The sequence below is a fragment of the Bacillus sp. EB106-02-03-XG38 genome (assembly GCF_058792175.1).
The window spans coordinates 807887-820448 of sequence record NZ_JBYTED010000001.1 but is presented as its reverse complement, the minus strand read 5'-3'; the positions used below and the strand labels follow the sequence as shown (position 1 = coordinate 820448).

Annotated in this window: 11 protein-coding genes and 1 other annotated feature; of the genes, 2 read left to right on the top strand and 9 right to left on the bottom strand. The window is 32.0% G+C overall.

All coding sequences use genetic code 11. The annotated features are described in order from the left end of the window. Window positions 1–66: 66 nt before the first annotated feature. The 5 genes from AC3WTI_RS04150 to AC3WTI_RS04130 all read right to left on the bottom strand — a co-directional run bounded on the left by AC3WTI_RS04150 (window position 67) and on the right by AC3WTI_RS04130 (window position 6760). Complete coding sequence (locus AC3WTI_RS04150) at window positions 67–1305, bottom strand: MFS transporter (RefSeq protein ID WP_087956229.1); 1239 nt, start codon at window positions 1303–1305, stop codon at window positions 67–69. Window positions 1306–1370: 65 nt separating this feature from the next. Beyond that, window positions 1371–1629 (bottom strand) — a binding site (T-box leader). 177 nt (window positions 1630–1806) lie between these two features. Continuing rightward, a complete protein-coding gene (locus tag AC3WTI_RS04145; RefSeq protein ID WP_097841072.1) occupies window positions 1807–3945 on the bottom strand; it encodes a penicillin-binding protein in 2139 nt (712 codons plus the stop codon). 323 nt (window positions 3946–4268) lie between these two features. After that, the gene (locus tag AC3WTI_RS04140) at window positions 4269–4868 is read right to left on the bottom strand and encodes an undecaprenyl-diphosphatase (RefSeq protein ID WP_087956231.1); all 600 of its coding nucleotides are present in this window, start codon (window positions 4866–4868) and stop codon (window positions 4269–4271) included. 251 nt (window positions 4869–5119) lie between these two features. Continuing rightward, window positions 5120–6109, bottom strand: a complete 990-nt coding sequence (locus tag AC3WTI_RS04135) for a zinc-binding dehydrogenase (RefSeq protein WP_097841071.1) — start codon at window positions 6107–6109, stop codon at window positions 5120–5122. Window positions 6110–6256: 147 nt separating this feature from the next. Next, the gene (locus tag AC3WTI_RS04130) at window positions 6257–6760 is read right to left on the bottom strand and encodes a GrpB family protein (protein WP_098903252.1); all 504 of its coding nucleotides are present in this window, start codon (window positions 6758–6760) and stop codon (window positions 6257–6259) included. Window positions 6761–6887: 127 nt separating this feature from the next. On the opposite strand from AC3WTI_RS04130, the gene AC3WTI_RS04125 reads away from it, so the two are divergent. Next, window positions 6888–7769 carry a protein kinase family protein gene (locus AC3WTI_RS04125; protein WP_087956233.1) on the top strand — a complete coding sequence of 294 codons (882 nt, stop codon included), beginning with the start codon at window positions 6888–6890 and terminating at the stop codon, window positions 7767–7769. A gap of 86 nt (window positions 7770–7855) precedes the next feature. Further along, window positions 7856–9124: a LytS/YhcK type 5TM receptor domain-containing protein gene (locus AC3WTI_RS04120; protein ID WP_097841069.1), complete on the top strand. Its 1269-nt coding sequence runs from the start codon at window positions 7856–7858 to the stop codon at window positions 9122–9124. Window positions 9125–9215: 91 nt separating this feature from the next. Here AC3WTI_RS04120 and AC3WTI_RS04115 read toward each other — a convergent pair whose 3' ends face one another. From AC3WTI_RS04115 to AC3WTI_RS04100, 4 genes are all read right to left on the bottom strand, one after another. Beyond that, on the bottom strand, window positions 9216–9323 hold the full coding sequence (locus tag AC3WTI_RS04115; RefSeq protein WP_000120182.1) for a YjcZ family sporulation protein: 108 nt from the start codon (window positions 9321–9323) through the stop codon (window positions 9216–9218). A 135-nt stretch (window positions 9324–9458) separates the two neighbouring features. Further along, window positions 9459–10259, bottom strand: a complete 801-nt coding sequence (locus AC3WTI_RS04110; protein ID WP_087956235.1) for an energy-coupling factor transporter transmembrane component T family protein — start codon at window positions 10257–10259, stop codon at window positions 9459–9461. Next, window positions 10252–11952: an ABC transporter ATP-binding protein gene (locus tag AC3WTI_RS04105; protein WP_097841068.1), complete on the bottom strand. Its 1701-nt coding sequence runs from the start codon at window positions 11950–11952 to the stop codon at window positions 10252–10254. Before AC3WTI_RS04105 ends, AC3WTI_RS04110 begins: the two co-directional genes overlap by 8 nt. 10 nt (window positions 11953–11962) lie before the next feature. Beyond that, window positions 11963–12511 carry an ECF-type riboflavin transporter substrate-binding protein gene (locus AC3WTI_RS04100; protein WP_087956237.1) on the bottom strand — a complete coding sequence of 183 codons (549 nt, stop codon included), beginning with the start codon at window positions 12509–12511 and terminating at the stop codon, window positions 11963–11965. Between the last annotated feature and the right edge of the window lie 51 nt (window positions 12512–12562).

The following is a 12562-nucleotide window of genomic DNA, read 5'->3' as shown; positions in this document are numbered from 1 at the left end:
TCTTATATTTCCATATATAGGAGGGAGAACCCTCCTATTGAATACCGTAAATCAAAACCAAGAGAACTATTTTGAATGAATTGACCCAGAGGAATGTACTTTAGACTGTGATGGCAATAAAGTAAACACACACAAAATGATAGTAATAAGTAGCATTACTAATGAACCTACGATAACGACAAGTTGTATAGAAATAAATTGAGTAGCAACTCCAAATAGAATCGTAATCAAAATGGTTATGCCGGCAATTACTAGTCCATATATACTTCCAATCCGTCCCATTATGTGAACGGGAACGTTGTTTTGATAAAAGGTATAATATCCTGTATTTGCATATGCCATAGAGAAAGATAAAATAAGAAATCCGATAGCAGCTATTACGAACCCATTTGAAAAAGCATAAATTAAATAACCAATTGCAATGAATAATGATCCTATTCCAATTAAAAATGAAGGCGCTAGTTTTTTAGATAAAATTGTATTTGTTATAGCTCCCAAAATAATTCCAGCCCCGCCGGTACTAACTAAAAAGCCATATTCACTATCTGTTAACAATAGAACTTCTTTAGCAAATGACAATTCAAGCGAATCATTTGCGGTAGCTAAAACCATCATCCCTTGAAATAAGAAGTACACAAAAACGATATGCAAAGATTTTTTACTAAAATTTAAAACGATGTTCCAATCTTTTTTTAGTACAGCTAAAGATAACGTGTCATTTGATGTATGAATATCGGATTTTTTATCAAGATTAGGTAATAGCAATGTAATTATTCCTGATAAGAGAAACGCTATAGCATTTATATATATTGCAAACTCTGGTGTACTTGCTATTAACAATACTCCCGCTATCGCTGGACCAATTAAAAATGCACCAGATCCTATTAAACTACGCAATGAGTTGAAACGTTGTCTTTTCTCAACTGGAATTAATTTAGTCATATATGTCATAGCAGTTGGTTCATAAATCGCACTGGCCATACTAATAAAGAATACGAACACATAAACCATCCAAAGTGATGGAAGTAAAGGTAAAATAGCGATAAATACCGCACGATATATATCAAGGTGAATCATTAACTTCCGTTTATTTAAACGATCAATCATACTTCCTGACCAAGCGTTTGTAAATAAGGTGGCTAATGGTTTAATTACATATAAAGTAGCAACAGCTAGGGCTGAGCCCCCCATATTATAGACGAGTACATTCAGTGCTATTAAGTAAATCCATGCCCCTAAATTCGCAATTCCAACGCCAGACAGTAGTAATAAAGGATATTTCCAATCTTTAAGTAAGTTTTTCATTTTAGGCCCCCGCTTTCCAAATTGTATTTAAACAATAAAAAAATCCCACCCCCAAGACTTTTTGTCTTAGGGACGAGATTTATCATCGCGGTGCCACCCTAGTTTGTTAATATGTCGCCATATTAACCTTATCAGGTACTGCATTGTAAATCATGCTTATACCATAGCTCTATAACGGGAGCTCCCGTCACACCACCCCCTAATAAAAGGTTCCGATGTGCTGCTCAGAGGCTTGGTTCAATAAAGAATTTTTACTCCTTTTCAGCTAAATGGAGCTCTCTGTGAAAAATTCATTTTATTTACTCTTCTCTTCACTGCATTTGATTTTTTCCATATTATCACAGAAATATTTAACTGTAAATAAAAAATAATCAGATATTTAATAACGTGTTTTTGTTAATTCTTTTATTTATTATTTTTTCTAAAAATTACGGTGCGTGAAATTACTTAAATCTATAAAATAAAGAGCCTATAGTATATAGACCCTACACTTTATCCGAATTAATTTGTATTCGCCTCTACTAACGGTTGTAAAGGTGGTTCTAAGTTTATTTCTAATGCATCGCCTTCTTGTATACCTTGTCCTTTTTCAATGGTTTGACTCGTTACGTAGCCCGTACCAGTAGTTTTTAAATCTAATTTTAATAACTTGGAGAAATACATAACATCACGCATAGACCAACCTTGTAAATTAGGCATTTTTGCGTTGGTACCTAATAAAAATATACGATCTCCTTCACTCATTATTTCACCAGACTGCGGATATTGCTTTATTATTTTTCCTTCTCCTAAAACCATCGGTTGAAGTTTCTCTTTTTTCACACTATCCTCTACTGTATCCATTGATTGATTTACATAATTTTGTACTTTTAATTCAGAACGTTTCGTTGCATCTGCCATTTGTTTTTCTGTATATGGCTTCACCTTTAAATATTCAAGGCTATTTTTCATAACTGGTTTAAATATTTCTGAAAGCGGCTGAGCTCCATACTCATCTCCCTTTAACTTTGGCTGCTTAATAGCTAAGTATACAATTAACTCTGGGTCATCAATCGGAGCCATACCTAAAAATGAAAAAATATAATTTTCTTTCCCCTCCATATATCGTCCATTTTCAGGATTCGGGATTTGCGCTGTTCCTGTCTTACCTCCAATTGGATAACCATCCACTTTATACATTGTACCAGTACCTTTTGAAGACGTAATAACACGCTCCATTAAGTCTCTTACCTTGTCCGCTGTCTCTTTTTTTATCGGATTCCCAATTTCTTTCGGTTGATTTTCCATAATAACTTGTTTATTTATTGGATTTACAACTTTGTCAACGATATATGGTTGCATCATTTTTCCGTCATTTGCTATAGCGGTAGCTGCTTGGATTAATTGAATCGGAGTTACTGTAGAACCTTGCCCAAAAGAAGTTGTGACTTGTTGAATTTGTGTATTTAATAGTAAAGTATTTTTACTTTCACCAGGTAAATCTATGCCGGTTTTTTGGTTAAATCCAAATTTATTCATATATTGCTTAAATTTATTTGGTTTCAATAACTGATCTTCTAAAATAGAAAAAGCAACATTTGATGATCTTTCAAAACCTTCATCAAACGTAATAGATCCCCATCCAAATCCACCGTTATGATCTTTAATATCTGATGAACCGACTGAATATTTTCCGGATTGGAAATATTCTTTCCCGTTATATACACCTTCATTAATTGCAGCAGCTAACGTAAATATTTTCATTGTTGAACCTGGTTCATATGCATTTGCGATTGGATCATTTAAAAAATATTCGATATCGCCTTTATTAGGATTAAAACTAGGTTTACTTGACATTGCTAAAACTTTCCCTGTCTTTGGATCCGCTATAATTCCTACTAACATAGAGGGGTCATAGTGTACTTGCGCCTTATTCATCGCTTCTTCTAAAAAACTATTAATTTGTTTATCGAGCGTAAGGTATACGTTATTCCCATTTTTAGCTGGTTCTATTTTCCCTATATCATTTGTAAGCGGGATTCCTCTTGCTGCTCCCACATATTCTATATTCCCGTTTGTCGAGCGCAAATATTTATCCAGACTCTTTTCAAGTCCAAATTTCCCTTCTGTATTTCCTTTATCGTCTGGTCTCGCAAAACCAAGTATATAGGATGCAAAATCTTCATTTGGATACACTCTTGCTTTTTCTGGCATAAAAGATACACCCGGGATTTTCAATTGCTTTATTTGTTCTTTTACTTCTCTAGATAAATTCCGGCCAACTTTTCCAATTTCAACTTGCGTGCGTCCTTCATGAAAATTTTTTAATACGTCCTCTTTATCAATTTCAAGCGCATCAGCTAATCGCTCTGCGGTTTCCTCTTTATTGTTCACCTTATCTGTACCTTTCAAATTCACAACAACACGATACGTTGTGGAATCTTGGACTAACACTTTTCCAGCTTGATCATATATTGTGCCACGATTCGCTTCCAAAACACCATTTTTATTATGTTGTTCATTTGCTAGATCCTTTACATTGACATTATGCAAGACTCCTACTGCCTGAATATAGAAAAAACGCAAAAGCATAATAAGAAACAAAACAATAAAAGCAACCATAAAATACCGCGCGCCTTTATTCGTTTGAAGTTTATGCATATTTATCTCCTTTCTTTTACAATTAATTGCTGCGATGGTGTGCTATAAATTATGTAGTTTTTTGCTTTCAATACTATATGTTTCGAACTTTTCCTTTTAATTCCTTTAAAACAATGTGAAACTAATTATTGTTATTGCTAGTTTATTTATATATTTAAAATGCAGTACGTGAAATTTCATAATATTCCTTCTTTTAATTCTACTCCATAACATTCAAATTCTTATTGCAAATAATCTATTCACTTATATACAATAAAAAATCCTCCTCTGGATTTCCAAAGGGGGATTTTTTCATCTAATCGATAGGAGACTAATTATAAAATTTAAGCTACATGGTTATATTTTTCTAAAAAGGGAATTCGTTTCGCTACGAGTGCATACATTTTGAAAACAAGTTTTGCGATTGGTTCAAATATACGTTTTTTCTGCAACAATAAACTGCTTGATATCATTGTTATTACAGCCGCACCTATTACATCTAAAGGAAAATGAACACCTACATACAAACGTGATATACAAACTAAACCCGCCCATAAAAGTGCAATATATCTTAACTTTTCTCCTCTAAGAACAAAAATGAATGCAATCGATAATACAAGTACAGAATGATCACTAACAAATGATGAGTTTTCTGCATGAGGTACTAATTGATTCACATCATATGATACAAAAGGACGTGGATGATAATATACTGCATGAATAAAAACATTTACTAGTAATGCAATTATTACTGAAAGTGTCGTATACAACACTGTATATTGTTTCCTTATCGCATTCTCTTTTTTTCCGTTATGAAACCATAAGATAAACATGAATAGAATAGCCACATATGCAGCGCTATTTGTAATAGTAATCATTATCTTATCTAAGAGCGCAGATGTACCCGCTAAATTGTTTATCCACTGAAATACTGTGTAATTCACGTTACTCTCTCCTTATATTACTTGAAATAAAGATACAAGTTTACTTGATTTACACAGTATACAACATTTACACATATTTAGATTTTCACTTTATTCATTTTACTATTTTTCATTTGACAATTATGTAACTATTTACATGAATTAAAGGTGTATAATGTTAAAAAACCTTTTAAATTCAATGATTCACGAACTATAAGTGTATATATTACATAACATATCTATATAAAAAGATAGGTTATTAAATCATATTTTTATTCCATACGTAAAGCAATATTACCGAACTGTTCTCCCTGTTCCATACGTTTTAATGCTTGAATCGCCTCTTCTAACGAATAAACTTTATCCATAATTGGTTTAATCTTATATTTCTCTATAAACTTAATCATTTCATTAAATTCCTCACGGCTACCCATAGATGTCCCCATAATATCGATTTGATTATAAAATAACGCTCGTAAAGGTAATTCAATTTTATCTCCTGAGCTTGCACCAAAATTAACAATTCTACCATTTGGTTTTAATACATCAAAGTATTTTAAGAATGTTGCTGATCCTATACTATCAATTATTAAATCTACTTTCTCTCCGCATAAATTCTCTTCCCAATTTCCAGAACTATTAAAAGAAAAGTCTACGCCATATGTTTCGGCAAACTTTCTTTTATTCTCAACTCTTGAAGTAACAATGACTTTTGCGCCAATTGCTTTCGCAAATAACATGGCAAATGTCGCTACACCGCCGCCTATTCCTGGAATTAAAACATGTTCTCCACACTTCAATCTACCCTTTGTAAAAAGCGCTCTATATGCAGTTAATGCCGATAAAGATAATACGCCAGACTCTTCCCAAGTAAGATGTGACGGTTTTGCCACTACATTTTTAGCTGGCACAATGACATATTCAGCAAACGTTCCATCTTTCGGTCCACCTAACACCTCTGGTAACTCTGGTACTTCGGCAATATTATCCCATCCAATGCTAGGATTTATAATAACCTCGTTATTTAATAAATGATTTAACACGCCTTCTCCGATTTCTGTAACAATCCCTGAACCATCTGATCCTATTACTAACGGCAGATCCATTTCTTTTCTATTGTTTATAATAAATAAATCCCTATGATTTAATCCTGCAGCTTTTAACTTTACTTTCACTTCACCAAATTTAGGATTTATTTCAGCTGACAATCTATATTCTAATCCTTCTACCCCTTTTTTATATTGATGTACAATAGCTTTCATTGCTTCATTCCCCCTTAATATTTTCAATGTACTAGATATATCAAAATAAATAAAAGAATCTGCCTCCAATAATTAGAAATAATGTATATCATTGTGACAAAGAAAAAATCCTTCCCTATAAATAACGTAGGAAAGGCAGGGTGTTTTTTAATTTTTAGCCAATTCTAATATCTTTTGAATAAACGGTGCTTTAGCACTTGTATATGAAGCACGATCAAAAGGATATGTAGCTGCAAGTATCACTTTTAATTCTCTATATTCTTTCCGTGCCCATTTATGTTTTATAAGAAAATCACGAAACAAAATGTTATTCTTCCACTCCTCACTATTATAAATATAGACATGTAAATGGTGAGTACCAGCTCTCCATTTTCCCTTTCTAAAAAAACGCCAATTAGGGGTTTCTTTCGGAACATACTCGTACCCAATTTTTATTAGTGCTTCAATCCACTTATCTGTAATTTGCAAATCCGTTACACCAACCATCATATCTATTAGCGGTTTCGCGCCTAATCCTTCTACGGATGTACTTCCTATATGTTCAATAGCAACACAGTCTCCATCGAATAAAGAAATAAATTTCTCTTTTTCTATTTCATACTCTTTATGCCAGCCTTTTTCATATGGTTTAATGACGATTTGTTGATCCACCTGATCCACCCTCTTAAAATTATTTATTATTATATTTATAAAATTCCATGTGATTAACATAGGATTTTCAAAAAATATGTCGAATACTAAGATATACAACTTAATTATAATAAATGCGAGGTATAATATGAAAGATATTCCAGTTAAAATTCAGGTAAATCAAGTTACATTCCATTTGAAAGAACATCATAATTTTGATTGGCTAATGAAATTAGGAAACGTATTTGCGGTTTTTGACCAGCAAGATTCAGGTAATCTATCTTTCGGTGTAGAAAAAGATGGGCGTAAGCAATTCATTAAATATGCTGGGGCACAAACACTTGCATATGAAGGAACTATAAAAGACGCTATTGAAAGATTAAAAAAATCAGTTTTCCTATATGAGGAATTAAAGCATAACTCGCTTATAAAACTAATTGAACATTTTCCAGTTCAATCCGGATATGTATTAATTTTCGATTGGTTTGATGGTGAATGTCTCCATTCGCATTGGAGTTTTCCGCCTCCTGAAAAATATACTAATCCAAGCTCTCCATTTTATAAATTTAAACATTTATCAATTATGGATCGAATTCAATCATTACATTCCATTTTTTCTTTCCATACATATGTTGAAAAGAAAAACTATGTAGCAATAGATTTTTATGACGGTAGTATTTTATATAATTTTCATACAAATGAGACGAAGATTTGTGATATTGATTTATATTCTAAAAAACCATATATAAATAAAATGGGAAGATTATGGGGCTCCTCGCGTTTTATGTCTCCTGAAGAATTTGAATTAAATGCCATGATTGATGCAAGAACAAATGTATTTAATATGGGAGCAATGGCGTTTGCTCTATTGGGCGGCGGAAAAGATCGTTCCTTTACAAAATGGGAAGCAAGTAAAGATTTATATGTAATAGCCTATCGTGCTGTAAATGAAAACCGGAATGAACGGTATGCGTCGGTTGAAACGTTTTATAATGAGTGGCTAAATGTGGCTAACGCTGAAAAGATATAAACTTATATTATTAAAAACAAAAAGTTTCTACTATAATCATGTATAATATATTTGAAATGGAAATTCAAAATAATGAGGCAAATATTATGAACTTTGTTTATATTAACCAAAACGTATTAAATAATCTTCTATACATTTTAAGTAGTATATTTATTTTTTATTTTATATATGATAGTGGTCGCTATTTAAAAAAATATAAAAAACTCCTTATTATACTCTGTACAAGTATCCCCCTTATTTTATGTATGCGATATCCTATCTATATGGATGAAAATTGTATTCATGATTTAAGACAGATACCAGTAATAATAGGTACGCTTTATGGTGGGTTCCCTGTTGGTATAATCTTGTTTGCTATTTTATTAGTTACAAGGTTTTCATTTTATGGATTTAGTTTGTTAACAATGCTAGTTTATGGCACAATGTTTATCATTACAGCGTTCGCATCTGCAAAATTTAATAAGTATAATAGAAAAGTTAAAGTAGCTTATGGAATGTTTTTAACATTTTTTCTAGCGATATTTACAACTGTAATTGTATTGACTTTATCAGATTTTGAAGTAAATAATTTATACATTATTTATTTCATAATATTACCAACTATTTTGATGTTGTTTGTAATTTATTTTAATGAAGTTTTAAAAGATGCAGTATGTATGCGATCGAAGTTAATTAAAATGGAAAAAATGGAGATTGTTAGCCAACTCGCTGCTAGTATATCGCACGAGGTAAGAAATCCCTTAACTGTCGTAAAAGGATTTACTCAGCTCTTAAAAACACCAAATTTAACTCCAAAATCTAGAGACGAGTATATTGAACACATACTTGAAGAGTTGCATCGTGCTCAAGGAATTATTGATGATTATTTAACGTTTGCCAAACCTGCTTCAGAAAAATCAGATCAAATTTCAGTAGAACAAGAGTTAAATCGAGTTATTAATATGATCTTACCTTTATGTAACATGAACACAATACATATTACAAAAGATTTCTCAACGGCAACAATTGTTGGTAATAAACAACACTTTCAACAATGCTTTTTAAACTTAATAAAAAATGGTATTGAAGCAATGCCTAATGGCGGTACTTTAAATATCTCCTCATCTATTAGTAATAATAAAGTTATTATACGAATTGAGGATAGCGGAATTGGTATGTCACAAGAGCAAATAAATCGATTTGGCGAGCCGTATTTTAGTACGAAAACGAAAGGTACAGGTTTAGGTACAATGGTTGCTGTTAAGATCATTGAAACGATGCAAGGTAGTTTGAAAATCCGAAGCATCGTTAATAAAGGTACAACTTTAACAATTACATTGCCGAAATGTAATGTAAATTCATCTGAAAACAAATAAAAAAGGAGCGTAATTGCTCCTTTTTTATTTGTTCGATACATAAGTATCTTTTATGTTTTTTAAGTTTACATTTGTGGAGACTAGTTAGTAATTAGTACCCTCCGCCCCAGCAGCTGCATCCAACAATAATTAATAAAATGAATAACACAACTAATAAAGCGAAACCTCCACCAAAACCACAAGAACCACCGTAACTCATATTTTCTCCTCCTTTTGGTTTGAAAACTAATAGGTAGTTGATCATTTTAACTGGTTCGTATTATACATTATGTAAATACCACTTTTTTGAGCATGTCTATATAAAAATAAGTAAAAGCACTCATTTGAGAGTGCCTTAAAATGGATACCAGAAGTTTTGAAATACATGTAATTTTGTATACACTGCAACTATAAAAATAAAAACACCTACAAATAAAGCAATATAATCCCCGCTTTTCGCTTTATTTGTATAAAACCACGTACGCGTATCCTTCTTTCCAAATCCTCTTAAATCCATTGCATTTGAAACTGTATCGATTCTATCTAGGGAATGAATAATTAATGGCCAGAAAATTAAGACACGATTTTTCATACGAACCCATAGACTTGCTTCCCCTTTTTCAAAAGCTACTCCTCTCGCCTCTTGCGCATGTTTTATAATTTGATATTCGGACTGAATATCAGGTATATAACGTAATGCAATGTTTATCGCATATATAATCTTATAATGAATTCGAAATTTACTTAAACTACTCACAAATTCGCTTGCATCAGTCGTATAAATAAAAATAAGTGTAAATGGTAATAACGTAAAATATTTTAATGAAAGTGTAGCTGCGTAAAATAATGTTTCATAAGTTATTGTTGCATATCCAATATGTAAAAATGAAGTATATGATTCGGTTAATTCAGATCCATGTGTTGGTGTAATAAATAAGATCATGACAGAATTTAATAAACTAAATGTAAATATAACAGCAAAAACAATAATGATTTTACGAAATGGAATTTTAGCAACTAGAAGTCCGATACATCCAATCAAAAATACAAAGAGCAATACGCGAAAATCAAAAAATAAAAAAGTAAGCGTCATGCAAAAAATAAATAACAACAATTTCACTGCTCCATCCATACGATGAAAATATGTATTATGCACCTTCCTCCCTCCTCATAACATCAAAATAAAGTTCTATAAATCTTTCAGGTTTTGCAATACCACTTAATTTAACGAGTTTGAATAAAGAACTCTCTCCTAAGTACGCTCTATTTAAAGTTTTTGAATGCCCTAATACAGTAGAGGCGGTATTATTCGCAATAATTTCTCCTTTATGTAGAACTATCGCTCTGTCAGCGTATTCTAATGCGAGATTCATATCGTGTGTAATAAAAATAAAAGATATTCCCTTTGTAGCTAGTTTTCTTATAAACGTCATAAACTGTTTATAATGATAATGATCTTGTCCCGCTGTTGGTTCATCTAAAATAATAAGTTTCGGATTAGTTGTTAGTACAGATGCAATCGTTACCCTCTTTTTTTGTCCGTAACTTAATGCCTGGATTGGCCAATTTCGAAATGGATACAAGCCACAAATTTTTAACGTTTCCTCCGCTCTATGCTTAATTTCTTCCTTCGAAAACTTTTTTAATTTTAATGAAAATGAAACTTCTTCTATAACAGTAGGTTGTGTAATCATATGATTTGGATTTTGCATGACATAACTTATAATCTCTCCGCGTTTACGAATAGACCAAGAATTAATATTTACTCCATCAAATAAAATCCTATCATTCTTTGCTTTGTTTATCCCTATTAGACTATGAGCTAATGTTGATTTTCCAGCGCCATTATGGCCCAAAAGTACTACAATTTCACCTTCATCTATGGAGAAATTTACATTGTTTAATACTTTTTGTTTATTATCATAGGAGAATGACAAATTCTCTACTTTTAATAATTCCTTTTTTGTAGGAGTACCTTTATAAAAACTTTGCTTCTCCGTCCACTCATGAATAACACTACTAATACTTTCTCTTTGAAGTTTTTCAAGTGGGTATATTACCTTATTATTACTATCAAACTGTAATCTCTTTAATGCTTCAATGTACATAGGTTCCCTTAAGCCAATAGACGGTAATATATTTGATGCTAAAATCTCTTCTGGTGTTCCTATCTCAACGATCTCCCCTTCATCCATTAAAATAATTTTATCTAAATCTAGATTTAATATTTCTTCTATTCGATGTTCAATAATAACAATTGTTTTGTTATATTGTTTATGTATATCTTTAATAAGATCTATCGTATGTAAGCTACTAGCTGGATCTAAATTTGCTAACGGTTCATCGAATAATAATATATCAGCATTTGTCGTTAACAGACCCGCTAAAGAAACAGTTTGTTTTTGCCCTCCAGATAATTCATGCGGACTTTTTTTGTGAAAAGAATGCATCTTTACCTTTTCTAATGATTTCGAAACAATCTTTTTCATATCTTTTTGATTTACACATTCATTTTCTAAAGAAAAAGCTACATCTTCTTCTACTGTAAGACCAATAAATTGAGCGTCTTGATCTTGTAAAATTGTTCCTACCTGTTTACTTTGTTCAAAAATACTCCCTTTCCTCGGATCTTTTCCCACAATAGAAATAGTTCCAGTACTACTCCCTTCATAAGAAAACGGGATTAGCCCATTGATACAATGAGCTAACGTTGATTTTCCTGAACCACTTCGTCCAGCAATTAATACTTTTTCCCCAGGATATATATGAAATGTAATGTTTTGAACATTAGGCTGCGCCGCATGCTTATATTGAAAGCTGAATTGTTCAAAAGAAATAATTGGTTGCATGTTAACATCCCTACTTTTCAATTTTTAAGTGTGTATGTTTTTTATTAGATTTAGCTAGACCTATCGTAATGGGCAATCCAAGAACTAAAAATACGATAACATCAGCAATTGTTGCACCTAATACTTGTATTATAATTTTGTCAAACGGTTCTCCCATGACAATAATATCGAATACACCCGCAAATATGATAGCAATGACGATACCAAGTAAGCCAGTAATAGCTAAATAAGAAATATCGCCTTTATTATACGTCCCGTTTTTCACACTAAAGCCAACTCTTTTTTGAATGAGCCCCATTGCAAAACCGATAATGCCTGAACTAATAACCCATCCCCACCAAATACCCCATCCAGCGATTGTATCTGTTACGGTATGACCGATAAGTCCTATTAACAGTCCTGCCACTGGACCGAATAACACTCCAAAAACGGTTAAAATAGCTAATGCAGGTTTAATAAATGTATTTGGTGCGATAGAAAAGCCCCAAAGTCCTAATATGCCGTATAATGCTGCTCCAATGCCGATTGCTACTACTAACTTTGTTGATAATTTGTTCATTACAATTCCCCTCTCATATTAGTCAACATTTATTACTCTATATTTATTTTG